Consider the following 25243-nt stretch of genomic DNA (forward strand, 5'->3'; position numbering starts at 1 on the left):
GCATGACCTTCCTCCAGGGCGCCAAGCGGGTCGCCAACCGTCCTTTACAGACTCTGGACAACCTCGGTGACCAGATGTCGTTCTATGGCCGCGCGTTGCTGTGGACGCCGAGGACGCTTCGCCGCTACATGAAAGAAGTTCTGCGGCTGCTGGCCGAGGTGAGCTTCGGTTCCGGCTCGCTCGCCGTCATCGGCGGCACGGTCGGCGTGATGGTCGGCCTGACGCTGTTCACCGGTGTCCTCGTCGGTCTTCAGGGTTATTCGGCGCTGAACTCGATCGGCACTTCGGCCTTCACCGGCTTCCTGACCGCGTTCTTCAACACCCGCGAGATCGCCCCGCTGGTCGCCGGTCTCGCGCTTTCGGCGACGGTCGGCGCCGGGTTCACCGCCCAGCTGGGCGCGATGCGGATCTCGGAAGAGATCGACGCGCTCGAAGTCATGGGCGTGCCGAGCCTGCCGTACCTGGTGACCACGCGGATCATCGCCGGTTTCGTCGCGGTCATCCCGCTGTACGTCATCGGCCTGCTGAGCTCGTATCTCGCGTCCCGGTTGGTCGTTATCTACATCTACAACCAGTCAGCGGGTACCTACGACCATTACTTCGACCTGTTCCTACCACCACAGGATGTGTTGTATTCGTTCATCAAGGTGCTGTTGTTCAGCGTCTTGATCATCCTGTCCCATTGTTATTTCGGATACCGGGCCTCCGGTGGCCCCGCCGGTGTCGGCGTGGCCGTCGGTAAAGCGGTCCGGCTGAGCATCGTCACGGTGTCCATCATGAACTTCTTCATCGGTTTCGCGATCTGGGGAACCGACGTCACGGTGAGGATCGCAGGATGATCGCGACAGTCCGGCGCAGGCTACTGGGCCTGCTTCTGGTCGCCGTGCTCATCGGCGGGGTCGCCCTGAGCATCGCGCTGTACCAGAAGGCGTTCACGCCCGTCGTCAGCGTGAAACTCCAGTCGGGCAACATCGGGAACCAATTGCTGAGGCAGTCCGATGTGAAGGTCCGCGGGCTCATCGTCGGTTCGGTACAGGACATCGCCGCGACCCCGGATGGCGCCGAGCTCACGCTCGCGTTGAATCCGGAGTCGGCGAAACTGATCCCCCAGAACGTTTCGGCGCGATTCCTGCCGAAGACGTTGTTCGGTGAGCGCTTCGTTTCCCTCGAGATCCCGGACGCGCCGTCGGAGAAGACGATCTCCGAGGGTGACGTGATCACGCAGGACCGCACGTCCGGCGCTGTCGAGCTGGAGCAGGCCTTCGCGCATCTGATGCCGGTCTTGCAGGCCGTCCAGCCGCAGAAGCTGTCGAGCACGCTTTCGGCGATCTCCACCGCGCTCAACGGCCGCGGCGACCAGCTCGGCGACACCCTCGCTCAGCTCGGCAGCTACGTCGGGCAACTGAACCCGCACGAGCCGCAGCTCCAGCAGAACCTCAAGGAGCTCGCGAAGTTCTCGGACAACCTCAACGCCGTCGCCCCGGATCTGGTGCAGACCTTGGACAACCTGAGCACCACCACCCGCACCGTGGTGGACCAGAAGATGAACCTGGCGAACCTGTACGGCAGCGTCACCCAGGCTTCGGTCGATCTGCAGACGTTCCTGCAGAACAACGCCGACAACCTGATCCGGCTCGCCGACACGGCCCGCCCGACGGCGGAGCTGCTGGCGAAGTACGCGCCGGAGTACCCGTGCGTGATCGGGCAGATGGCGGCCAACCTGCCGAAGATCGACAAGGCCCTCGGCAAGGGCACCGACCGGCCGGGCCTGCACGCGACCATCGAGGTCACCGTCAACCGCGGGCCGTACCTGCCGGGCAAGGACGAGCCGAGGTTCGAGGACAAACGCGGTCCGCGCTGCTACGACCTGAAGCAGTTCCCGCAGCCGTTCCCGCAATACCCGCCGGACGGCCCGATCAAGGACGGCAGCACGGTCAAACCGCCGGCACGCTCGGCGAACGACGGTCTTTCGCCGTCGAACGGCTTCGCGAACGTCGGCGGTTACAACGGCGGGGGAGCGCCCGGCGGTAGCCCGTCCTACAGCGCGTCCGAATCGGACTTCCTCGCGCAGCTGGTCGCTCCGCAGGTCGGCATGTCCGCCTCCGACGTGCCCGGCTGGGGATCGCTGCTCGTCGGTCCGCTTTACCGTGGAGCGGAGGTGCACGTCCAGTGAGGGGATTGCTCGCACCGCTGATCAAGCTCTGCGCCTTCATCGTCGTCACCGTGCTGTTCACGACGATCCTCGGGATCAGCATCGCCAACGTGAACACCACCAGCACCAACGCCTACAAGGCACGGTTCAGCGACGCGACCCTGTTGCTGCCCAACGACGACGTCCGCATCGCCGGCGTCCGGGTCGGGCAGGTCAAGGACGTCCGCATCGTCGACCGGCGCCAGGCGGAGGTCGAGTTCGAGGTGGACGCCGGCCGCAAGCTGCCCGCCGGGGTCACCGCGCAGATCAAGTTCCGGAACCTGGTCGGCCAGCGCTACGTCTCGCTCGGGCAGGGCACCGACTCCTCCGGCAAGAACCTGGAGCCCGGTGGGAACATCCCGCTGGAGCGGACCACGCCCGCGCTCGACCTGACGCAGCTGTTCAACGGGTTCAAGCCGCTGTTCACCGCGCTCAACCCGGACGACATCAACAAGCTGTCCTACGAGGTCATCCAGGTCCTGCAGGGCGAGGGCGGCACGATCGAAAGCCTGTTGAAGCACACCGCGTCGCTGGCCACCACGATCTCCGACAAGGACAAGGTGATCGGCGAGGTCATCGACAACCTGAACTCGGTGCTCGACACGGTCAACGCGCACACGCCGCAGCTGAACGACCTGATCGTGCGGTTGCAGCAGCTGGTCTCCGGGCTGGCCGCGGACCGCGAGCCGATCGGTGACGCCATCGACTCGCTCGGCACGCTCGCCAAGACGACCTCCGGTCTGCTCGGCGAGGCCCGCGAGCCGCTCAAGCAGGACATCGCCGCGCTCGGCACGCTGTCGAAGAACCTCAACGACAGCCAGCCGATCGTCGAGCACTTCATCCAGTTCCTGCCGCAGAAGGTGACGGCGCTGACCCGCACCGCCGACTATGGCTCCTGGTTCAACTTCTTCGCCTGTGAGATGACGGGAGCCGTCGCCCTGCCTCCGCTGATCAACGAGCCGATCAACCTGCCGCTCCTGCCGGTGAACCGGGCGAGGTGCACGGCATGAAGTCGTTCCAGAAACGCAATCCGATCCCGATCGCGCTGGTCGGTATCTCGGTGCTGCTGCTCGGTTTCATCGCCGCGCTCAACTCCGAGGACCTGCCGGTCATCGGCGGCGGGACGACCTACACCGCGGACTTCAGCGAGGCTTCGGGCCTGCAGGAGGACAACGACGTGCGGGTCGCCGGGGTGAAGGTCGGGAAGATCTCCGAGATCAAGCTCGACGGCGACAAGGTCCGGATCTCGTTCAAGGTCAAGGACGCCTGGCTGGGCGACAAGACCAGCGCGGCGATCAAGATCAAGACCGTCCTCGGCCAGAAGTACCTGGCGCTCGACCCGCAGGGGCAGCGCACGCTCGACCCGAGCGCGACCATCCCGCGGGAGCGCACGGCGTCGCCGTTCGACGTCCTCGACGCTTTCCGCGGCCTTTCGCAGACCGTCGACGACATCGACACGACGCAGCTCGCGAAGAGCTTCGACGTCATCACGGAGACCTTCGCCGACACCCCGGCCGACGTGAAGGGCGCGCTGACCGGCCTTTCCCGTCTCTCGGACACCATCGCCAAGCGTGACTCGCAGCTGTCGAGCCTCCTCGCGAACACGCGGCAGGTCTCGCAGACGCTCGTCGACCGTGACGCCGAGTTCCAGAAGCTCCTGGCCGACGGCAACAAGCTGCTCGGCGAGGTCTCCCGGCGCAAGGAAGCGATCTCCGCGCTGCTGGAGGGCTCGCGCAACCTCGCCACCCAGCTCAAGGGCCTGGTCGACGACAACGACGCGCAGCTCGACCCGGTGCTCACCCAGCTCGACCAGCTGACCTCGATGCTGCAGCGCAACCAGGACGCCCTCGGCCAGGGCATCGCGCGGTTCGCGCCGTTCATCCGCGTGTTCACGAACACGATCGGCAACGGCCGCTGGTTCGACAACTACATCTGCGGACTGGTCCTGCCGTCGTTCGGGCCGATCAACGACAAGGGGTGCTACGAGAAATGAGTACCCGTCTCGGTTCCAGCCTCGCGCGCGGCTTCACCATCGCGATCGTGCTCGCGCTGGTCGTCGCCGGCGCGCTGTGGTGGACGCTCAAGGACGCGGGCCGCAACCACGTGACCGCGTACTTCGCGGGCACCGTCGGCCTCTACGAAGGCAACAGCGTCCGCATGCTCGGCGTGGACATGGGCACGATCACCAAGATCCAGCCGATGGGCAACCAGGTCCGCGTCGAACTCGAATACGACCGTTCGGTGGCGGTGCCCGCGGACGCGAAGGCGATCATCGTGTCGCCGTCGCTGGTCAGCGACCGCTACGTGCAGCTAGCCCCGGCCTACAAGGGCGGCCCGCGGATCGCCGACGGCGCCGTCATCGGGCTCGACCGCACCGAGGTCCCCCTGGAAGTCGACGAGCTCGCCGCCAGCCTCTCCCGCGTCAGCAAGTCGCTCGGGCCCAACGGCGCCAACAAGAACGGTTCGCTGTCGAACCTGCTCGACACCGCCGCGAAGAACTTCGACGGCAACGGGCAGGCGCTGCACGACACGATCACGAAACTCGGCCAGGCCGCGGGCACGTTGTCCGGCAACAAGGACGACCTGTTCAAGACCGTCGAGAACCTCGGCTCCTTCTCGCAGACGCTGGTGAACAGCGACAAGCAGGTCCGCGACTTCGAGCGGCAGCTCGCCGACGTCAGCGGATTCCTCGCGGGGGAACGGCAGAACCTCTCGGCGACGGTGAAGCAGCTGTCCGACACGCTGACCGCGGTGCAGGCGTTCATCGAGAAGAACCGCGACCGGCTCAAGTCCAATGTGGACAAGCTGGCCAGCGTGACCAAGGTGCTCGTGGACCAGCGCGGCGCGCTCGCCGAGATCCTCGACGTCGCCCCGGTCGGCCTCGGGAACCTGGTCAACACCTACAACGCCTCGTCGGGCACGCTCGACGCGCGCGCCAACCTCAACGAGCTCACCCAGCCGCCGCTGGTGATGGTGTGCAACCTGCTCAAGCAGACCCCGGACGCGCTCGACGCGCTGGGCGACGCGTGCAAGGGGGTCGCCGGACTGGTCGACGGGCTGGTGCCACTGCCGTCGATCGCGCAGGTGATCCAGTCGTCGCAGGCGGGCCAGCTGCCGCCGCTACCGCTGCCGATCGCCGGTCAGCTCTACGGAACGGCGGCCAAGTGATGAAGAAGTCTCTCGCTCTCATTGCTGTTGGAACCGTCGCCGCGCTGACGTTGAGCGGCTGCGGGTTCAACGGGATCTACGACGTCCCGCTGCCCGGCGGCGCCGAACTCGGCGACCACCCGTACACGGTCAAGGTGCAGTTCCGGGACGTCCTCGACCTCACCCCGCAGGCCGGGGTGAAGGTCAACGAGGTCTCCATCGGCCGCGTCGAAGCGATCGGCCTGACCCCGGACGGCTGGAACGCCGAGGTCACCCTCCGCGTCAACGGCGACGTCAAGCTGCCGGCGAACGCGCTCGCCAACGTCAAGCAGTCGAGCCTCCTCGGCGAGAAGTACGTCGAGCTGGCCGCACCCGCCGGCGGACAGGGCAAGCTCGCCGACAACGCGGTGATCCCGCTGGCCCGCACGAACCGCAGCGTCGAGGTCGAAGAACTGCTCGGCGCGCTTTCGCTGCTGCTCAACGGCGGCGGGGTGGAACAGCTCAACACCATCACCAAGGAACTCAACAACGCCACCACCGGCCGCTCGCCGGAACTCAAGGCGCTGCTGAACAACACCAACGAGCTGGTCACGAGCCTCGACAAGCAGTCCGCGAACATCACGCGGGCGCTCGACGGGCTGAACCGGCTCTCGCTCACGCTGAACGGCCAGAAGGACAAGCTGGTCGGCGCGGTCGACAACCTCGGCCCCGGCCTCGGTGTGCTGGAGCAGCAGCGCGGCCAGCTGGTGACCATGCTGAACGCGCTCAACCACCTGTCCGGCGTCGCCGTCGACACGGTGAACAAGAGCAAGGAAGACCTCGTCGCCGACCTCAAGGCGCTGCAGCCGACGCTGCAGAAGCTCGGCGAAGCGGGCGCGGACCTGCCGAAGGCGCTGGAGATCCTGTTGACCTTCCCGTTCAGTGACGCCGCCTACGACGGCGTGAAGGGCGACTACTTCAACCTGTTCGCGAAGATCGACCTGAACCTGAACGAGATCCTCAAGAACCTCGGCCGCAGCCGGGAGAACCCGCTCAAGGACGTCGTCCCGGTGCCGGGTCTCACCGGCGGAACCGAGGGCGCGGGCGCGAATCCGCCGCTGCCGATCCCGGACAGCGTCGGCGGTGTCGCCGGTGGCCAGGCGAGCGCGCCGCGGGGCGGCGGGCAGCCTCAACAGACCGGACCCGCCGGTATCTTCGGCGTGCTGTCGGGAGGTGCCGGCTGATGCTGGTCCGTAGGACGAAGATCCAGCTGGTCGCGTTCGCGATCATCTCCGTGGTCGCCATCGTGTACGCGCTGATCCGGTTCGCCGGGCTCGGCCAGGTCTTCGGCGACGAGGGCTACACGGTGAAGCTGCAGCTCAAGCAATCGGGCGGCATCTTCACCAACGCCGAGGTCACGTACCGCGGCTTCAACATCGGCAGGGTCGGCGAACTGCGCCTGACCAAGACCGGGCTGGAAGCCGACCTCAACATCGCGCCGGACGCCCCGCGGGTGCCCGCCGATCTGGACGCCGTGGTCGCGAACCGGTCGGCGGTCGGTGAACAGTTCGTCGACCTGAAGCCCAAGAGCGAGCAGGGGCCGTTCCTGAACGCGGGTTCGGTCATCCCGGCGGACAAGGTCAAGACGCCGGTGCCGACCGAGCAGCTCATCGGCGACCTCGACAGCCTCGCGGCGTCGGTGCCGACCGACTCACTGCGCAAGGTCGTCGACGAGTCGTACAACGCCTTCAACGGCACCGGCCCGGACCTGCAGCGGCTGCTCGACACCGCGCGGAGCTTCACCACGACCGCGCAGGAGTACCTGCCGCAGACGATCCAGCTGCTGGAAAAGGGCGGACAGGTCCTCGAAACGCAGAACGACATGTCGAGCTCCATGAAGTCGTTCAGCGCGGACCTCAACAAGCTCTCGGGCACGTTGAAGGACTCCGACGCCGACATCCGGAAGCTGATCGGGATCACCCCGCAGGTGGCGAATCAGATCAGCTCGGTGCTCGCCGAATCCGGACCGGGGCTGGGCGCGCTGACGGCGAACCTGCTCACGACGTCGAACCTGCTGGTGACCCGGCTCGACGGGCTCGAACAGGGCCTGGTGACGTATCCGATGCTGGCCGCGGGCGCGAACAGCGTCGCCAACGACGGCACCGCGCACCTGGGCCTCGCGCTCAACCTGTTCAACCCGCCTTCGTGCACCAAGGGCTACCTCGGCCTCGACAAGTACCGCGAGGGCACCGACACGAAGCCTCGCGCGCCGAAGGACGACGCGTACTGCGCCGAGCCGAAGGGCAGCCCGATCAACGTGCGCGGTTCGCAGAACGTGCCGTACAACGGGGTCCCGCAGATCCCGTCGGAAGGCGACGTCGCGGCGAACGCGGGCCGCTCCGCCGAGGAACTGGCCAGCCTGCGCGCGGCGCAGGGCATGCCGAGCGTCCTGCAGAGCCCCGGGGTCAGCCTGCCCACCCTCGGCACGCTGCTGGGCCTGCCCGGCTGAGCCCGAGACCGTATACCTACCCTGGAGTGTCATGAGTTCTTCTCGATCGCGGACCCTGGTCCTGGGGGCGGCGGCGTTCGCGCTGGCCGCCTTCCTCGCCGCGGCGATCTTCGGTGTCATGTGGGCCGTGGCCGCGTCGGACGACAATGCCGACCTGGCGCGCTCGCGGGACGACGTGGTCAAGGCGGGCGGCACCGCGATCAAGGCGTACACCGAGGTCGACTTCGAGAAGCTCGACGAGTTCTTCGCCAAGCAGAAGGCCGTCTCCGACGACAAGATGAGCCAGCAGCTGGCCCAGCTGGAGCCGACCTACCGCAAGGCGCTCGGCGACGCGAAGACCAAGGTCGTGACCACCATCCAGGACATCGCGGTCGAGGAGCTCGACGACCACGAGGGCAAGGCGAGCTTCCTCGCCGCCATCTCCACCCAGGTCACCCAGGGCGACAAGGCGAGCTCGAAGGCGTTGCGCCTGGAGGTCTCGATGACCCGGGTCGGCGATGAGTGGAAGCTGTCCGGGATCGACAACGTGCCCCTCGTCGCGGCCGGTCAGTAAGAGCGTCACCTAGAACGGAGCCACGTAGTGCCCCCCTCCCGTCGCCAGCCCCCTCGCAGCACTCCGCCGGTGCGCCGCCCCCGGGTGGCCGGCCTGCGACGGCCTAGTGCGTCTCCCGCCTCTCCGGAAGGCTCTGCTTCGGAGGTCGAGGTCTCCGGGGTCGACGTCTCCGGGGTTGAGGTCGACGAGACGCCGGTGGCGAAGCCGGCGCCGGTCCGTCGTCCGTCGCCGCGGCCCGCTCCGCTTCCTGAGCCCACGCCTGAGCCTGAGCCTGTCGAGTCCGAGTCTGTCGAGTCCGCTGAGGTCGTGGAGTCCGATGAGGACACTGAGGACGCTGCTGACGAGGCTCCTGAAGCTTCCGAAGCACCCGAAGACGAGGTCGCCGCGAAGCCGACTCCGCGCGCGAAGGCCCGCGCAGTCGCCGAAGAGAAGCCTGACGACATCGAAGAGGCCGAAGCCGAGGTCGCCGAGTCTTCGTCGAAGGCCGGGAAGAAGCCGGGCTCCAAGCAGCTGATCCTGGCGGGCGCGCTGGTCGTCGTCGGGTTGCTGCTGGCCGCGACCGCGGTGCTGTTCAAGATCCAGGCCGACGACGTGTCCAGTTCGACGAACAACACGGCGCTGCTGGACGTCGCGAAGACCGCGCAGGTCAAGGACCAGGTCGCGAAGGCGACCGAGGCGCTGTTCTCGTACGACTACAACAACATCGCGAAGACCGAGACCGCGGCGGGTGACCTGCTGGTCAACGACGAGGTGCGGGCGAAGTACAACCTGCTGATGGGCGAGGTCAAACGGCTGGCTCCGCAGCAGAAGATGGTCGTGACCTGCAAGGTCACCCGCAGCGCCGTCATCCGGCTGGAGGGCGACCGGGCCGACGTGATGGTGTTCGTCGACCAGAGCTCGACGCGGGCCGACACGAACAAGACGACCGCCGGGAGCGCGCAGCTGCACTTGAACGCGGAGCTGCAGGGCGACAAGTGGAAGATCACGGCGATGAACACCTACGCCGCTCCGCCGAACCCGACCGCCTCCTCGGCCCCCGCCGCACCCCCGGCCTCCCCGGCCCCCTCGAAGTGACCGGCCCGGAGCGCGTTTAGCCCGCTAAACGCGATCCGGGTCCGCGACGGCGCCCTATTCCGTGAAGGCCTCCTTAACGGACCCAGAGTCCCTCAAGGAGGCCTTCACGGCTTTCCGGCGCCTGCCCCCGCTGACCTGCGTTTAGCGGGCTAATCGTCACGCGTCGGCGCGCTGACCAGGGGGCTCAGACGCCGCTGGACCGGAGTTTGTAGCTCGCCTTTCGCGCCTTCTTGGCCATGTTCCGGTCCGGGTGTTCCGCACCGACGACCTTCAGGAGTTCGAGTCTGTCCGGGTGGTCGGAGGACGTCAGCAGGTCCACGACGTCGAAGCCGCCGTCCATGTCGGCGAGCTGATGGACGAAGGCGCCGAGCGCGTGCATCGCCGCGAAATGGTCGGCCATCCCGAGGACGACCTCGTCGCGGTTGACCGTTTCCGGGCCGACCGCCCCCTGCTCGGACAGCCACATCGCGGCGACCGCGCCGATCAGGCCGCCTTCGGCTCGGACTCCCACAGCGGTCTCGAGGCCGATCTCGCCGGTTTCCCCGAGTGCGATCAGGGCGAACAGTCGTTCTTCGGGAAGCCGCGCGGCGCGGAGGAACCCGCTCGCCTCCGCTGCCGCTTCCGAGGGCGACCGATGCCGGACCCAGGCCTTCAGCTCCGCGTCGATGATCTCGGGCGCGGCGTCGACGAGGCGTGGGCTCAGCTCGCCGAGACTCTCTTCCGCGGCCTCACCGATGACCGGCGCGTCCATTCCGGCCTCGCGGAGTTCCCTGTTGATCGCCCAGACGGCGATCGGGGTGAGGCTGACGAGGGACGAGGAGGGATTCGGCTTGCCGGCGATCTCAGCGATCTTCGCGAGCACGGCCGGGTCCGCGGTGCTGTGTTCGATCGCGCCGAGCCGGTCCAGCAAATCCAGCGTGACGGCTGTCGCGTACCGCGTCGGCTCGTCAGCCGCCTGCCCGAGACCGAGGGCCGAAGCCAAGACCTCGAAGAGAAGCTCGACCGGCACCGGGACCGGACCCGACTGGTAGAGCGTGAGGGAGATCGATGAGACGAGGTGGGGAAACAGTCTCGCGAAGCCCGGTGGCAAGGCATCGTCCTGGGAGGCGATGCCGAACCCGGCTTCACCGATCGTCGAATACAGCCGCTCCCAGAGCCGGAGAGGGTCGTCGAGGAGCTTCGCGTTCTTCTTGAGGGGCACATGCCTGCCCTTGATGACCCGGACCAGCCCCGCGGCCTCCGCCCACCGAGGGACCAGCGTGCGGCCCGGCTCGCTGTGCTCGTCCAGCCCGGCGACGTAGCCGCGGAGATCGTCGAGGAGCAGACTTCGCTCCGCGGCGAGCCGCAACTCCTCCTCCGGCCGCAAGAAGACCGGGGGCAATGCCGGTGTCACCTCGGCACTGGCGTCCTGCTCGCACATTTCGCACACGCGGCCCAGTCTGGCAGCGTCCGGCGGATCGCGTTTAGCGGGCTGAACGCGATTCGGGAGGCCCTCCCTGTGCGCCGCACCAGAAGACCCACCGGCCACAACCGCCACACGGGACGAGTCCGCCCAGGGCACCCGCCGGTCGCCTGGCCCGACCCGGTGACACTCCAGGAAGCCCCGGCGGCCGGAGCGCGATTAGCCCGCTAAACGCAGGTCGGCGCCCCAACGCCGTCACCTGCGCGTACCGGGCGGTAACCAGGATGATCGTCCTGTGAAGCGCCCCGCGCGGGGCTACTTCCACGCTGCGCCAACCGGCGGGACCACCGCGCGGCATCTTGACTCAGAGCCCCTGTGGGGTCACGCTTACTGGCAACGGTGAGAACCGGCGGTGCCCTTGCGGGAGGGACGGTCCGGGGAGGCCGAGGAGAGGCATACCTGAAGACGTTGCGATGCAGGCTGGGCCCCATCAGGAGCGCCCCCTGGACAGACCGCGACGTTCGGGCTAGACTGCTTCTTTGCGCTGCCCTCTTTCAGGCTGCCCGGAGCCGGTAGTTAGGATAGTGGGCACACGGCACCCTTGACAGACCGCATCAGCTGTTGCTGACGCGGCTGCTCACCGCTCATTGTCCCCGGAAGGACGCATCTTGGCAGTCTCTCCCGCGAACCAGGCCACTGCTGCGACCACCTCGGCTGTATCTCGCTCGGAGTCCACGGGAATCCCGGGAGCCCCCAAGCGGGTCTCCTTCGCAAAGATTCGCGAGCCGCTCAGCACCCCGAACCTGCTCGACGTGCAGATCAGGTCCTTTGAATGGTTCACCGGCGACGAGGCGTGGTTCGAACGCCGCGTCGAAGAAGGTGAAGAAAACCCGGTCGGCGGCCTGGAAGAGGTCCTCAACGAGATCTCGCCGATCGAAGACTTCTCCGGATCCATGTCGCTGTCCTTCTCCGACCCGCGCTTCGACGAGGTCAAGGCCTCCGTCGAGGAGTGCAAGGACAAGGACATGACGTACGCGGCCCCGCTGTTCGTGACCGCCGAGTTCGTGAACAACAACACCGGCGAGATCAAGAGCCAGACGGTCTTCATGGGCGACTTCCCGGTGATGACCGACAAGGGCACCTTCGTCATCAACGGCACCGAGCGTGTCGTCGTGTCCCAGCTGGTCCGTTCGCCGGGTGTGTACTTCGACACCAGCGTCGACAAGACCACCGACAAGGACGTCTTCAACGTCCGCGTCATCCCGAGCCGGGGTGCCTGGCTCGAGTTCGACGTCGACAAGCGCGACACCGTCGGCGTCCGCATCGACCGCAAGCGCCGCCAGCCGGTCACCGTGCTGCTGAAGGCGCTCGGCTGGACCACCGAGGCGATCCGCGAGCGCTTCTCGTTCTCCGAGACGCTGCTCGCCACCCTCGAGAAGGACCACACCGCCGGCACCGACGAGGCGCTGCTCGACATCTACCGCAAGCTGCGCCCGGGCGAACCGCCCACCAAGGAGAGCGCGCAGACGCTGCTGGAGAACCTGTTCTTCAAGCCGAAGCGCTACGACCTGGCCAAGGTCGGCCGGTACAAGCTGAACAAGAAGCTCGGCCTGACCACGCCGTACGACACCGGGACGCTGACCGAAGAGGACATCGTCTCGACGATCGAGTACCTGGTCCGCCTGCACGCGGGCGAGGACAAGGCGACCGTCGGCGACCAGGTCATCCCGGTCGAGACCGACGACATCGACCACTTCGGCAACCGTCGTCTCCGCACCGTCGGCGAGCTCATCCAGAACCAGATCCGCGTGGGTCTGTCCCGGATGGAGCGCGTCGTCCGCGAGCGGATGACCACCCAGGACGTCGAGGCGATCACGCCGCAGACCCTGATCAACATCCGTCCCGTCGTGGCGGCGATCAAGGAGTTCTTCGGTACTTCGCAGCTGTCGCAGTTCATGGACCAGAACAACCCGCTGTCGGGGCTGACGCACAAGCGTCGTCTGTCCGCCCTCGGCCCGGGTGGTCTGTCGCGTGAGCGCGCCGGCATGGAGGTCCGTGACGTCCACCCGTCGCACTACGGCCGCATGTGCCCGATCGAGACGCCGGAAGGCCCGAACATCGGCCTGATCGGTTCGCTCTGCTCGTACGCGCGGGTCAACCCGTTCGGTTTCATCGAGACCCCGTACCGCAAGGTCGTCGAGGGCCGCGTCACCGACCAGGTCGACTACCTCACCGCGGACGAGGAAGACCGCTTCGTGAAGGCGCAGGCCAACGCGCCGATCTCGGAAGACGGCACCTTCGTCGAGGATCGCGTCCTGGTCCGTAAGAAGGGCGGCGAGGTCGAGCTGATCGACCCGCTCGACGTGGACTACATGGACGTCTCGCCGCGGCAGATGGTCTCGGTCGCGACGGCGATGATCCCGTTCCTCGAGCACGACGACGCGAACCGCGCGCTCATGGGCGCGAACATGCAGCGTCAGGCCGTTCCGCTGCTGCGCAACTCGGCCCCGCTGGTCGGCACCGGCGTGGAGCTGCGTGCCGCGGTGGACGCCGGTGACGTGCTCGTCGCCGAGCAGGCCGGTGTGGTCGAGGAGCTCTCGGCCGACCTGATCACGATCATGCACGACGACGGCACGCGGAAGAGCTACGGACTGTACAAGTTCCGTCGCTCGAACCACGGCACCTGCTTCAACCACCGCCCGATCGTCAACGAGGGCGACCGGGTCGAGCAGGGTCAGGTCATCGCCGACGGCCCGTCCACCGAGAACGGTGAGATGGCGCTCGGCAAGAACCTGCTCGTCGCGGTCATGCCGTGGGAGGGCCACAACTACGAGGACGCGATCATCCTCTCCGAGCGCCTGGTGCAGGACGACGTGCTCACGTCGATCCACATCGAGGAGCACGAGATCGACGCCCGCGACACCAAGCTGGGCGCCGAGGAGATCACCCGGGACATCCCGAACGTCTCCGAGGAGGTCCTCGCCGACCTCGACGAGCGCGGCATCATCCGCATCGGTGCCGAGGTCCGCGACGGCGACATCCTGGTCGGCAAGGTCACGCCCAAGGGCGAGACCGAGCTCACCCCGGAGGAGCGCCTGCTCCGCGCGATCTTCGGCGAGAAGGCCCGTGAGGTCCGCGACACCTCGCTGAAGGTGCCGCACGGCGAGACCGGCAAGGTCATCGGCATCCGCGTGTTCTCGCGCGAGGACGACGACGAGCTGCCCCCGGGCGTCAACGAACTGGTCCGCGTCTACGTGGCCCAGAAGCGGAAGATCCAGCCGGGCGACAAGCTCGCCGGCCGCCACGGGAACAAGGGTGTCATCGGCAAGATCCTCCCCGCCGAGGACATGCCGTTCATGGAGGACGGCACGCCCGTCGACATCATCCTGAACACCCACGGTGTCCCGCGTCGTATGAACATCGGCCAGGTCCTGGAGCTTCACCTGGGCTGGCTGGCGTCGCAGGGATGGAAGATCGAGGGCGAGCCGGACTGGGCGAAGAACCTCAACGAGGAGCTCTACGACGTCGACCCCGGCACGAACACCGCGACCCCGGTGTTCGACGGCGCCAAGGAAGAGGAACTCACCGGGCTGCTCGGCGCGACCAAGCCGAACCGCGACGGCGAGCGCATGGTCAAGCAGAACGGCAAGGCCACGCTGCTGGACGGACGCTCCGGCGAGCCGTACCCGTACCCGGTCTCCGTCGGCTACATGTACATCCTGAAGCTGCACCACCTGGTCGACGACAAGATCCACGCCCGGTCCACCGGTCCGTACTCGATGATCACGCAGCAGCCGCTGGGTGGTAAGGCGCAGTTCGGTGGCCAGCGGTTCGGCGAGATGGAGTGCTGGGCGATGCAGGCGTACGGCGCCGCATACACCCTGCAGGAGCTCCTGACGATCAAGTCGGACGACGTGGTCGGCCGCGTCAAGGTTTACGAGGCCATCGTCAAGGGGGAGAACATCCCCGAGCCCGGTATCCCCGAGTCGTTCAAGGTGCTCCTGAAGGAGCTCCAGTCGCTATGCCTCAACGTCGAGGTGCTGTCCAGCGACGGCGCCGCGATCGAGATGCGCGACTCCGACGACGAGGACCTCGAGCGTGCCGCGGCCAACCTCGGCATCAACCTGTCCCGCAACGAGTCGCCCTCGGTGGACGACGTCGTGCACTGACCCGCGATGAGGAGGGAGCCTGCCTCCCGTGGGCTCCCTCCTCCGCTCGCCAACTCCTCTAGTCGCATCAACCCCAAGGGGATGTAAAGACGTGCTGGACGTCAACTTCTTCGATGAGCTCCGCATCGGCCTCGCCACCGCCGACGACATTCGTCAGTGGTCCTTCGGCGAGGTGAAGAAGCCGGAGACCATCAACTACCGGACGCTCAAGCCCGAGAAGGACGGCCTCTTCTGCGAGAAGATCTTCGGCCCGACCCGGGACTGGGAGTGCTACTGCGGTAAGTACAAGCGGGTCCGCTTCAAGGGCATCATCTGCGAGCGCTGTGGCGTCGAGGTCACCCGCGCCAAGGTGCGCCGTGAGCGGATGGGCCACATCGAGCTGGCCGCTCCCGTCACCCACATCTGGTACTTCAAGGGTGTTCCCTCTCGCCTCGGCTACCTGCTCGACCTGGCGCCGAAGGACCTCGAGAAGATCATCTACTTCGCGGCCTACGTGATCACCGGTGTGAACACCGAGCTGCGGCACAACGACCTGCCGACCCTCGAGAACGAGATCGGCGTCGAGCGCAAGAACCTCGAGACCAAGCGCGACGCGGACATCGAGGCACGGGCGCAGAAGCTGGAAGCCGACCTGGCCGAGCTGGAGGCGGAGGGCGCCAAGTCCGACGTCCGCCGCAAGGTCAAGGAAGGCGGCGAGCGCGAGATGCGTCAGCTGCGTGACCGCGCCGGTCGCGAGCTGGACCGTCTCGAGGAGGTCTGGACGACCTTCACCAAGCTCGACGTGCGTCAGCTGATCGCCGACGAGCTGCTCTACCGCGAGCTCGTCGACCGGTACGGCGAGTACTTCACCGGCGGCATGGGCGCGGAGGCCATCCAGAAGCTGGCCACCGAGTTCGACGTCGCGGCCGAGGCCGAGAGCCTGCGCGACACCATCCGCAACGGCAAGGGGCAGAAGAAGCTCCGCGCGCTGAAGCGGCTCAAGGTCGTCGCGGCCTTCCAGGCCACCGGCAACGACCCGCGCGGCATGGTGCTCGACGCCGTCCCGGTGATCCCGCCGGACCTGCGCCCGATGGTCCAGCTCGACGGTGGCCGCTTCGCCACCTCCGACCTGAACGACCTCTACCGCCGGGTCATCAACCGGAACAACCGGTTGAAGCGGCTGATCGACCTCGGCGCGCCCGAGATCATCGTGAACAACGAGAAGCGGATGCTGCAGGAGGCCGTCGACGCGCTGTTCGACAACGGCCGCCGCGGCCGCCCGGTCACCGGTCCCGGTAACCGCCCGCTGAAGTCGCTGTCCGACCTGCTCAAGGGCAAGCAGGGCCGGTTCCGTCAGAACCTGCTCGGCAAGCGTGTCGACTACTCGGGCCGTTCGGTCATCATCGTCGGTCCGCAGCTGAAGCTGCACCAGTGCGGTCTGCCGAAGGACATGGCGCTCGAGCTGTTCAAGCCGTTCGTCATGAAGCGGCTGGTCGACCTGAACCACGCGCAGAACATCAAGTCCGCCAAGCGGATGGTGGAGCGGTCGCGGCCGCAGGTGTGGGACGTGCTCGAAGAGGTCATCACCGGCCACCCGGTGATGCTGAACCGTGCGCCGACCCTGCACCGCCTCGGTATCCAGGCCTTCGAGCCGCAGCTGGTCGAAGGCAAGGCCATCCAGCTGCACCCGCTGGTCTGTGAAGCGTTCAACGCGGACTTCGACGGTGACCAGATGGCCGTGCACCTCCCGCTGTCCGCGGAGGCGCAGGCCGAGGCCCGCATCCTGATGCTGTCGGCGAACAACATCCTTTCGCCGGCGTCGGGCCGTCCGCTCGCCATGCCGCGTCTGGACATGGTGACCGGTCTGTTCCACCTGACCCGGTTGAACGAGAAGGCCGAGGGCGCGGGCAACGCGTACTCGTCGCCCGCCGAAGCGATCATGGCGTACGACCGCAAGGCGCTGAGCCTGCACGCCCCGATCAAGATCCGCGTCACCGACCGTCAGCCCGCCAAGGCCGACGAAGCGGCGCTCGCGGAGAAGGGCTGGGAGCCGGGCAAGGCTTGGCTGGCCGAGACCACCCTGGGCCGCGTGCTGTTCAACGAGCTGCTCCCGGCGGACTACCCGTTCATCAACGAGCCGATGCCGAAGAAGCGTCAGGCCGCGATCGTGAACGACCTCGCCGAGCGCTACTCGATGACCCAGGTCGCGCAGACCCTGGACCGCCTGAAGGACGCCGGTTTCTACTGGGCGACCCGTTCGGGTGTCACGGTCGCGATCTCCGACGTCCTCGTCCCGACCGGCAAGAAGGCCATTCTGGACGAGTACGAAGGCAAGGCCGACCAGGTCGAGAAGCGGTACCAGCGTGGTCAGCTGTCGCACGCCGAGCGCAACAACGAGCTCGTCAAGGTGTGGACGCAGGCCACCGAAGAGGTCCACAAGATCATGGAGACGGCGCTGCCGGACGACAACCCGATCGCGATGATCGTGAAGTCGGGCGCGGCGGGCAACATGACGCAGGTCCGGTCGCTGGCCGGTATGCGTGGCCTGGTGTCGAACCCGAAGGGTGAGTACATCCCGCGTCCGATCAAGGCCAACTTCCGTGAAGGCCTGTCGGTGGCGGAGTACTTCATCGCGACGCACGGTGCCCGTAAGGGTCTGGCGGACACGGCGCTCCGTACCGCCGACTCGGGTTACCTGACCCGTCGTCTGGTGGACGTGTCGCAGGACGTCATCGTCCGCGAGGTCGACTGTGGCACCACCCGAGGCATCAACATGCCGATCGGTGAGGACATCGGCGACGGCAAGGTCCTGCGCGACCAGCACGTCGAGACCAGCGTGTACGCGCGGAACCTGGCGACCGACGCGGTCGACGCCAAGGGCAACGTCGTGCTCAACGCCGGTGACGACATCGGTGACCCGGCGATCGACAAGCTCATCTCGAGCGGGATCTCCAAGGTCAAGGTGCGTTCGGTGCTGACCTGCGAGTCGGCCGTCGGTATCTGCGCCACCTGCTACGGCCGGTCCATGGCGACCGGTCAGCTCGTCGACGTCGGCGAGGCCGTGGGTATCGTCGCGGCCCAGTCGATCGGTGAGCCGGGTACGCAGCTGACGATGCGTACGTTCCACCAGGGTGGTGTCGCCGGTGACGACATCACGACCGGTCTGCCCCGTGTCCAGGAGCTGTTCGAGGCCCGGGTGCCGAAGGGCAAGGCGCCGATCGCCGACGTCGATGGCCGTGTGCGCATCGAGGAGAGCGAGCGGTTCTGGAAGATCACGCTGATCCCGGACGACGGCAGCGAAGAGATCGTCTTCGACAAGCTGTCCAAGCGTCAGCGGCTCGCGAACACCCCGAACGGCCCGCTGGGCGACGGTGACCGCGTCAACGTCGGTCAGCAGCTGCTCGAAGGCACGCCGGACCCGCACGAGGTCCTGCGGGTCATGGGGCCGCGCGAGGCGCAGATGCACCTGGTGGACGAGGTCCAGAAGGTGTACCGGGCGCAGGGTGTGTCGATCCACGACAAGCACATCGAGGTCATCGTGCGGCAGATGCTGCGCCGCGTGACGATCATCGACTCCGGTGCCACGGACTTCCTGCCGGGCGAGCTGCCCGAGCGGACCAAGTTCGAGGCGAAGAACCGCGCGTCGGTCGCCGAAGGCGGCGAGCCGGCTTCGGGTCGCCCGGTGCTGATGGGGATCACGAAGGCCTCGCTGACCACGGACTCGTGGCTGTCGGCGGCCTCGTTCCAGGAGACCACGCGTGTCCTGACCGACGCGGCCATCAACGGCCGTTCGGACAAGCTCGTGGGCCTCAAGGAGAACGTGATCATCGGTAAGCTGATCCCGGCCGGTACCGGGATCAACAAGTACCGCAACATCCAGGTGCAGCCGACCGAGGAGGCGCGGGTCGCCGCTTACGCGATCCCGTCCTACGACGACGGTTACTACACCCCGGACGTGTTCGGCTCCACGCCGGGCGCCGCGGTGCCGCTGGACGACTACGACTTCGGCCGCGACTTCCGCTGACCGAAGCGAAATCCACGAGAAGGGCCCTCGCCGATCCGGCGGGGGCCCTTCCCGTTTCCGAGCCGTTCCCGGATCGCGTTTAGCCCCCTAAACGCGATCCGGCCGACGATCGGTGCGGTATCCGCCTGGATGCGCGACGGATGGCGGGCGATCCCGGGACCGGCCGTCGAAAGGATGGTCGATATGGAATCCCTTGTGACAGAAGAGAACTCGGCCATGAAGAACCTGCGGTCCGCTTTGGACGACGTCCAGCGGGCGGGGGTGCCGGGGGTGTTCGCCGAGGTGCGGGCGGGTGAGCGGCTCTGGCGTGGCGCCGCCGGAGTCGCCGACCTTGAAACCGGCCGTCCCGTCGAGACCGGGATGCGGCAGCGCGTCGGCAGTATCACCAAGACCTTCGTCTCGGCCGCGGTTCTGCGGCAGGTCGAGGAGGGGCGGCTCGAGCTCGACGCGCCGATCGGTGACTTCCTGCCGCGGCTGGTCCCCGGTGAACGGGGCCGGACGATCACGATCCGCATGCTGCTCAACCACACCAGCGGGCTCGCGGAGTACCTGCCGTACGCGTTCCCGTCGCTCAAGGAGCTCGCCCCCGGGAGCCTCGACGACAATCGGTTTCGGGAGTTCCGCCCGGCCGAGCTGATCGCGCTGGGTGTCGGCGCGCTCGCCACCGGCGAGCCGGGCAGTACTCCCGGGATCTACTCCAACACGAACTACCTGCTCCTGGGCGAACTGCTGGAGCAGTTGACCGGTGCCCCGGTGGAGGAGCACATCTCCCGCGCCATCATCGAACCCGCGGGCCTCGCGAACACCGGTTTTCCCGCCGGTCCGCATATCGAGGGACCGCACTCGCGGATGTACGAAGCGCTGTTCGGCGCGATCGATCCGCCGCGCGACTACAGCGTCTACAACATGTCCTGGGTGATGACCGGCGCCGGCCTGGTGTCGACCGTCGAGGATCTCAACCTCTTCTACCGCAAGCTGCTGGACGGGGAGATCGTCAGCCCGTCGTCGCTGGCGGAGATGCAGCGTCTGGTCCCGGTCATCGCGCAGGACGGACGGCTGATCGACTACGGGCTCGGCCTGTACAAGACCGAGATCCCGGGGCACGGCGTCTTCTGGGGGCACGACGGCACGGTGTGGGGAGCGCTGACGATGGCCTGGGCCGGTGCCGACAGCGGGCGGCAGTTCTCCGCCGCGATGAACTTCGTGCGGTGGCGCAAGCCGGACGCCGAAGGAACCCCGCACCCCATCGACGACGCCCTGGCGGCCTTCAAGCACCAGGCCCTCTGCGGCCCCGCGGCCGGATCGCGTTTAGCCCGCTAAAGGCGATCCGGTGCCGACCTGCGTTTAGCCCCCTAAACGCGATCCGGGGTGGCGGAGCGCAGGTCGGCGCCGCTGAAGGCTCCTCGGCACGAGAGTTCCCGGGATTGAGTAACGAAATCATAACGGCCTTGAGAGTGTCCGATGTGGGTTACTGGTCCGTTGTGACCTGCGGTAGCGCCGCCAAGTGGCCTAATTCCCAGTGCTCGGAAAACCGCCACCCGTTCGGCCCAATGGTCCATCCGCATGGTGGGAAATTCACCCGGCCGTGGCATGTCCCATTCTTTGATCACTGGATTGACACCCCGGCGGCTTCACACGAGTATTTCGCCCATGCAATCCCCAGTCGCCTTGGTGTGGCGCCGGCACGTTGACTTGCGGCAGCAAGCAAGCGCGCTGTGTATGGATTCCTGACCTATTCCGGACTGTCGCGGCGCGGGCGGATTCGCGTATCCGAAACGGATGCGCCCGTTCCTCGCGCGCTGACGTTTTCCGCTGTGCCGCAACGGTTCCCTGTGCGAACCGGCGGTTGATTGCTTTCCCCTTCGATCGGCGCGGTGACGCCTGCGCGAAATGGGGGAGAGGTGTGCCGATTGTCTGGCGCTTCGGTAGCGAAAACAGGGAGAAAGAATGCTATCCAACTCGCCCAAGTGGCGAAAAGTGGTGATAGGCGCCTTGGCGGCGGCACTCGCCGCGGGCACGGTGACCTATACCGGCTCCACGACGAGTGCCTACGCCGACGTCCAGGTCGTCAAGGACGCGAAGAAGGCGGCCGACGGCAAGGAGTACTGGGTCCAGAACCACCTGGTGTCCAAGGACGTCGCGGCGTCCCGGAGCGCGGACGGCAAGCGCAAGAAGTGGCTGCTGGTCTGGGCCGGTGACGAGAACATCGCCGACACCCTGGTCAAGGACGTCAAGAACCTGCCGGGTTCGCTCGGCGGCGGGTTGAACAAGATCAAGAACGCGTTGCCCGGTCCGGACTTCCTCACCGTGATCGACGCGACACAGGGTTCGCCGACCTACGGCAAGGTCGTCAACACCGCCACCGTCGGTCCGCTCGTCGAGAACGAGCCGCACCACATGCAGTACGTGTGGCACAAGGGCGACACGATCTACGCCGGCGCGCTGTTCGCCGCCGCGACGTACGCCTTCGACGTCTCCGCGTTGCCGCAGCTGAAGCTCAAGGGCGTCAGCCTCCCGACCCAGACCCTCGGCGGTTCCGTGCCGGACGCGTACTGGGTGCTCAAGGACGGCACGGCCTACGGCACGTACATGGGCGGCCCGGTCGTTCCCGGCCCGCACACCTACGCCAACGGTTCCACCGTGGTGGGCAACGGTTTCGCCGGCAGCCCCGGTGAGGTCGTCCGCTTCGACCAGAACGCGCAGGTGCTTTCCGAGTCACCGGCGGCCACGCCGCAGGGCGACAACAAGAAGCTGTGCGACAACCTCCCGCAACTGGACAAGCCGACCTGCGCCAACCCGCACGGCATCCAGGCGCGCGAAGATCTCAACACGCTGGTCACCAGTGACTACGCCGAGCCGCGCAACATCATCCTCGACCCGGTGAAGCAGCCGTCGCCGTATCTGCGGCGCCCGACCGTCCGCACGTGGGACATCTCCGACCGCAACAAGCCGAAGCTCAAGACGGTCTCCTACCTGCCGGACGGCCCGAGGGCCGATCCCGCGGACCCGCTGCACGCGGAAAGCCGCGCGGTCATGGAGACCACGGTGACGAACCTGCCGGGGCACAAGGGCGCGTTCGCCCAGACGATGCAGGGCGGCGCGGTGTTCTACACGCCGGACATCACCGCCAAGGAGCCGCACTGGATCCAGGTGTTCGACGACGGCGCGGCCAACAAGGCGATCCACCCGAACAACGACTCCAACGGTGGCGGGTCGAACGGCGGCTGGATCCAGACCAGCCCCGACGACAAGTACCTCTACCGCGCGATCACCGGACGATCCAAGGGCGCGCTCGGCCCGGACGACCCCGGCACCACCGGTGGCGTGTACATCCTCGACATCCAGAAGCTGCTCGCCGCCGGCGACAAGGTCGAGAACATCAAGGGCCGGATCGACACGAAGGAGAAGTCCCAGCAGGGCGGTGGCGGCGACCTGCCGACCGTCGTCGGCGCGGCGCCGATCAACCCGGGCACGCCCGGTGGCGGCCCGCACTGGGGCGCGTACGACAACTTCGTGCTCGGCGCTGATGGCTACTACCACGAAACCGACAAGCCGCAGCACCTCGCGGTGTCGAACTACTTCGTCGCACGGTCCGGTTTGGACGGTGACCACAAGGTCAACCTGCTGAACCTCGGCGAGGACGGGAAGATCGCGGTCGATCAGAACTTCCGGGACGAGTTCACCGGACAGGTCGGGATCAACTTCAACCGGAAGACCTGGCCGCACGGGTCCTTCGGCAACGCGAAGCCGCACTCCGAACTGTTCGTCGTGGCGGACGCGGATCTCAAGTAACCCTGCTCGGCGCGGAAGGTCGTGGGTGGCGGGCACACTCCGCCACCCACGGCTCCGCCGATCTGCTCGGAGAAGGTCCCCATGGATCACCACGTCATACCGGCGAGCTCGGGTTCGGCCGGCGTCGACATCGCCCTCGTCCTGCTCCGGCTCGGACTCCTGCTGGCGACCGCTTTCCTCGCGGGCACAGGGATTCTGCGCCCATTGGTGGGTGAACTGCCCACCCGCCTGCGTCTCGTCATCGCCGCCCTCGGCGGGGTTTCCGCCGCGCTCGCGGCGGTTTCCTCCTTCGCGACCGACGTCAACGTCGTCGCGTTGATCGTGCATCTCGTGCTCGCACTGGCGATTCCCCTTCTACTCCGCCGTCCGTCGGCGGGCCGTTGGGCCTCCCTCGCGCTCGCCGCGTTGGTGGTGCTCGAAACCTCGCTCGGGCGGACAGGCGTCGAATTCGCCATCGACACCGTCTACGTCGCGGCCACGGCCTTGTGGTTCGGCGTCACCGTTCTTTCCGTCTGGGTGCCCGCGGACCAGTGGCGCCAGACGAACTTCCGGCTCGGCCCGCTTTCCTTGACACTGGGCGGACTTCTCGTCGTCGCGGGTGCGGTCCAGCTGTTCACCTCCGGTCTGGGCTTCGACCGCCGGATCTACGGCACGCTCTTCGGACTCACGTTGCTGGTGATCGCCCTGCTGCCGATCGCCGCCACCGTGGTCGCGGGCTTCTTCTTCTCAGGCAACGAAGCCACGCGTGCCTATCGGTTCGGCGCGGCCGCCGTGGCCGTCGGTTTTGTCGCCTGGAGCGCCCTCGCGGCCATCCCCAAACCGCCCGAACTCCCGGCGCCCGGTGTCGCGTTGCTCGCCGACGCCGCCCTCGGCGAGCAGCGGTTCCCCGTACTGGTGAGCCCGCAGCGGCCCGGCAAGAACCTCGTCCATTTCCCCGCGAGCGCGGGAGAAGACCTCTCCGCCGGAATCGAAGGCGGCCTGATCGGCAAGGCCATCGTGCGTCCGGGCGCCGAAGGCACCTGGGCCGAGGTCGACCTGCCGAAGGGCCGCAGCGACCTGATCATCAGCCGTGGCGAGGAGAAGACCACGATCGAGGTCGATGCGGGGGAGGAGCCAGGCTTCGCCATCGAGGACGCCGACGCGCCCGAATGTGCTTCGGCCGCTCTGGGCGGGCTGATCGCCGATCGCCGCGAAGTCCTCACCTCGTGCCCCGCGGACGCGCTTTCCGGTGAGGACAGCGGTTCTCTCGTCAAGCTCGTCGAATTCCTCGCCGGGCGCAAGCCTTCCGCGCTCACCCTCGTCGAGGACACCTCGCCGCGCAGCGCGGCCGCCGCGAAGCTGGTCCGCGAGACCGCCGCGCGAACCGGAGTGCCGGTGCAAGCCGAGGCGGGCCCGAACACCGCGCTGGTCGTCGTGTCCGGCTGGGCCGGCGGCTACACGGCGATGACCCGCGCGGCCGAGTCCCAGCGGCTCAAGCCGACCCATCAGTACGGGCTGTACCTGGCGCCGTGGCTGCTGAACGGGCCGATCGTCAACTCCGTCGCGAGCTCCTCGGTGCCGCTGAGGTTCGACCCGCGTGAGCAGGTCGCCGTCAGTTTCGCGGTCGCCGCGGGCAACGCCTTCGGCGGTGAAAGCCCCACGCTCGGCGGCTTTCGAAGCTGGCTGGGCGACCAGGGAAGGTCGATCAACGGCGACGTCCAAATCTTCGCGGCGGCACAGGTCAACGCCATGCCGATGTACCCGGGCGAACCGCACGCCGTCGGGATGATCGCCGACCGGAACTACGCGGGGCAATGGATCCCCGACGGAACGATCGTGCCGGTCAGCTCGGTACTGCGATGAAGTTCGATTTCACCAAAGGAATGGGAGAAGAAATGAAGCGAATCGCGGCCCGTGTGCTGCTGCCGCTCGCCATCGCGGGCGCGCTGTCCGGACTCGCCGGCGGGGTGGCCTCGGCCGACCCGCTGCCGGGGCTGCCGACCGGTGGCGGAGGCCCGGCGCTGTGGCTGATCCCCGGCGTCGACCTCGGCGGACTGCTCGGACCGGCCGTCCCCGTGCCCACCGAGGTCCTCGCCCCGATCTACGGGATCATCACGCCTATTTCGTAAAACCGTTACCAGCAAAGGAGAATCTCATGAAGAAGACCTTCGTGCGCGCGGTCACCGGTGCCGCGCTCGCCGGCCTCGTCGTGCTCGGCTCGGCCGCTCCGGCGCTCGCCGCGCAGGGCGAGCCGAACGATGTCGTGGTCGTCGACGAGCCCGACACGAGCGACCTCAACAACATCTGGACGTTCGCGCCGCTCGGCGTCCCGGTGCTGGGCCTCATCCAGTCGCTCAACGGCGTCCCCGGCCGGCTGCTGCCGTCCTGACTTCCCGCGGCGGCGCGGCTCCCGGGCCGCGCCGCCGCTTTCGGTGAGGAGGACCG

General features: G+C 67.3%; 17 protein-coding genes. 16 read left to right on the plus strand and 1 reads right to left on the minus strand.

The window, feature by feature from the left end; translation table 11 throughout:
- The first annotated feature begins 2 nt into the window (after positions 1-2).
- The 9 genes from ACIRGA_RS03010 (at position 3) to ACIRGA_RS03050 (ending at position 9453) form a co-directional block, all read left to right on the plus strand.
- Positions 3-839, plus strand: coding sequence for an ABC transporter permease (locus tag ACIRGA_RS03010; RefSeq protein ID WP_016331063.1), 837 nt, complete (start codon positions 3-5; stop codon positions 837-839).
- The gene (locus ACIRGA_RS03015; protein ID WP_400936029.1) at positions 836-2173 is read left to right on the plus strand and encodes an MCE family protein; all 1338 of its coding nucleotides are present in this window, start codon (positions 836-838) and stop codon (positions 2171-2173) included. The genes ACIRGA_RS03010 and ACIRGA_RS03015 overlap by 4 nt, the downstream gene beginning before the upstream one ends.
- Positions 2170-3201, plus strand: a complete 1032-nt coding sequence (locus tag ACIRGA_RS03020; protein WP_400936031.1) for an MCE family protein — start codon at positions 2170-2172, stop codon at positions 3199-3201. Before ACIRGA_RS03015 ends, ACIRGA_RS03020 begins: the two co-directional genes overlap by 4 nt.
- Entirely contained in the window at positions 3198-4184 is a 987-nt protein-coding gene (locus ACIRGA_RS03025) for an MCE family protein (RefSeq protein WP_400936033.1), read from the plus strand. The genes ACIRGA_RS03020 and ACIRGA_RS03025 overlap by 4 nt, the downstream gene beginning before the upstream one ends.
- The gene (locus ACIRGA_RS03030; RefSeq protein WP_400936035.1) at positions 4181-5359 is read left to right on the plus strand and encodes an MCE family protein; all 1179 of its coding nucleotides are present in this window, start codon (positions 4181-4183) and stop codon (positions 5357-5359) included. The genes ACIRGA_RS03025 and ACIRGA_RS03030 overlap by 4 nt, the downstream gene beginning before the upstream one ends.
- Complete coding sequence (locus ACIRGA_RS03035) at positions 5359-6561, plus strand: MCE family protein (RefSeq protein ID WP_400936036.1); 1203 nt, start codon at positions 5359-5361, stop codon at positions 6559-6561. The genes ACIRGA_RS03030 and ACIRGA_RS03035 overlap by 1 nt, the downstream gene beginning before the upstream one ends.
- Positions 6561-7826 carry an MCE family protein gene (locus tag ACIRGA_RS03040; RefSeq protein WP_400936038.1) on the plus strand — a complete coding sequence of 422 codons (1266 nt, stop codon included), beginning with the start codon at positions 6561-6563 and terminating at the stop codon, positions 7824-7826. Before ACIRGA_RS03035 ends, ACIRGA_RS03040 begins: the two co-directional genes overlap by 1 nt.
- 31 nt (positions 7827-7857) lie before the next feature.
- Positions 7858-8379: a hypothetical protein gene (locus ACIRGA_RS03045; protein ID WP_400936040.1), complete on the plus strand. Its 522-nt coding sequence runs from the start codon at positions 7858-7860 to the stop codon at positions 8377-8379.
- Positions 8380-8685: 306 nt separating this feature from the next.
- On the plus strand, positions 8686-9453 hold the full coding sequence (locus ACIRGA_RS03050; RefSeq protein WP_400936042.1) for a hypothetical protein: 768 nt from the start codon (positions 8686-8688) through the stop codon (positions 9451-9453).
- A 184-nt stretch (positions 9454-9637) separates the two neighbouring features.
- On the opposite strand, the gene ACIRGA_RS03055 is transcribed toward ACIRGA_RS03050, so the two are convergent.
- On the minus strand, positions 9638-10873 hold the full coding sequence (locus tag ACIRGA_RS03055; protein ID WP_400936192.1) for a hypothetical protein: 1236 nt from the start codon (positions 10871-10873) through the stop codon (positions 9638-9640).
- Positions 10874-11523: 650 nt separating this feature from the next.
- Here ACIRGA_RS03055 and ACIRGA_RS03060 point away from each other — a divergent pair.
- The 7 genes from ACIRGA_RS03060 (at position 11524) to ACIRGA_RS03090 (ending at position 25187) form a co-directional block, all read left to right on the plus strand.
- The gene (locus tag ACIRGA_RS03060) at positions 11524-15024 is read left to right on the plus strand and encodes a DNA-directed RNA polymerase subunit beta (protein ID WP_400936044.1); all 3501 of its coding nucleotides are present in this window, start codon (positions 11524-11526) and stop codon (positions 15022-15024) included.
- A gap of 91 nt (positions 15025-15115) precedes the next feature.
- On the plus strand, positions 15116-19027 hold the full coding sequence (locus tag ACIRGA_RS03065) for a DNA-directed RNA polymerase subunit beta' (protein ID WP_400936046.1): 3912 nt from the start codon (positions 15116-15118) through the stop codon (positions 19025-19027).
- A 195-nt stretch (positions 19028-19222) separates the two neighbouring features.
- Positions 19223-20347 (plus strand): serine hydrolase domain-containing protein, encoded by a 1125-nt coding sequence (locus tag ACIRGA_RS03070; protein WP_400936048.1) that lies wholly within the window; start codon positions 19223-19225, stop codon positions 20345-20347.
- Between the two features lie 627 nt (positions 20348-20974).
- On the plus strand, positions 20975-22819 hold the full coding sequence (locus ACIRGA_RS03075) for a hypothetical protein (RefSeq protein WP_400936050.1): 1845 nt from the start codon (positions 20975-20977) through the stop codon (positions 22817-22819).
- A gap of 81 nt (positions 22820-22900) precedes the next feature.
- Entirely contained in the window at positions 22901-24661 is a 1761-nt protein-coding gene (locus ACIRGA_RS03080; protein WP_400936052.1) for a hypothetical protein, read from the plus strand.
- Between the two features lie 32 nt (positions 24662-24693).
- Positions 24694-24927, plus strand: coding sequence for a hypothetical protein (locus ACIRGA_RS03085; protein ID WP_400936053.1), 234 nt, complete (start codon positions 24694-24696; stop codon positions 24925-24927).
- Between the two features lie 26 nt (positions 24928-24953).
- Positions 24954-25187, plus strand: coding sequence for a hypothetical protein (locus ACIRGA_RS03090; protein WP_400936055.1), 234 nt, complete (start codon positions 24954-24956; stop codon positions 25185-25187).
- Positions 25188-25243: the final 56 nt, after the last annotated feature.

This window comes from Amycolatopsis sp. NPDC102389 (assembly GCF_044765885.1).
GTDB lineage: Bacteria > Actinomycetota > Actinomycetes > Mycobacteriales > Pseudonocardiaceae > Amycolatopsis.

Coding starts and splice junctions, on each gene's coding strand:
- ACIRGA_RS03010 (WP_016331063.1), top strand. CDS start 3: ATGACCTTCCTCCAGGGCGCCAAGCGGGTCGCCAACCGTCCTTTACAG.
- ACIRGA_RS03015 (WP_400936029.1), top strand. CDS start 836: ATGATCGCGACAGTCCGGCGCAGGCTACTGGGCCTGCTTCTGGTCGCC.
- ACIRGA_RS03025 (WP_400936033.1), top strand. CDS start 3,198: ATGAAGTCGTTCCAGAAACGCAATCCGATCCCGATCGCGCTGGTCGGT.
- ACIRGA_RS03030 (WP_400936035.1), top strand. CDS start 4,181: ATGAGTACCCGTCTCGGTTCCAGCCTCGCGCGCGGCTTCACCATCGCG.
- ACIRGA_RS03035 (WP_400936036.1), top strand. CDS start 5,359: ATGAAGAAGTCTCTCGCTCTCATTGCTGTTGGAACCGTCGCCGCGCTG.
- ACIRGA_RS03040 (WP_400936038.1), top strand. CDS start 6,561: ATGCTGGTCCGTAGGACGAAGATCCAGCTGGTCGCGTTCGCGATCATC.
- ACIRGA_RS03045 (WP_400936040.1), top strand. CDS start 7,858: ATGAGTTCTTCTCGATCGCGGACCCTGGTCCTGGGGGCGGCGGCGTTC.
- ACIRGA_RS03055 (WP_400936192.1), bottom strand. CDS start 10,873: ATGTGCGAGCAGGACGCCAGTGCCGAGGTGACACCGGCATTGCCCCCG.
- ACIRGA_RS03075 (WP_400936050.1), top strand. CDS start 20,975: ATGCTATCCAACTCGCCCAAGTGGCGAAAAGTGGTGATAGGCGCCTTG.
- ACIRGA_RS03080 (WP_400936052.1), top strand. CDS start 22,901: ATGGATCACCACGTCATACCGGCGAGCTCGGGTTCGGCCGGCGTCGAC.
- ACIRGA_RS03085 (WP_400936053.1), top strand. CDS start 24,694: ATGAAGCGAATCGCGGCCCGTGTGCTGCTGCCGCTCGCCATCGCGGGC.
- ACIRGA_RS03090 (WP_400936055.1), top strand. CDS start 24,954: ATGAAGAAGACCTTCGTGCGCGCGGTCACCGGTGCCGCGCTCGCCGGC.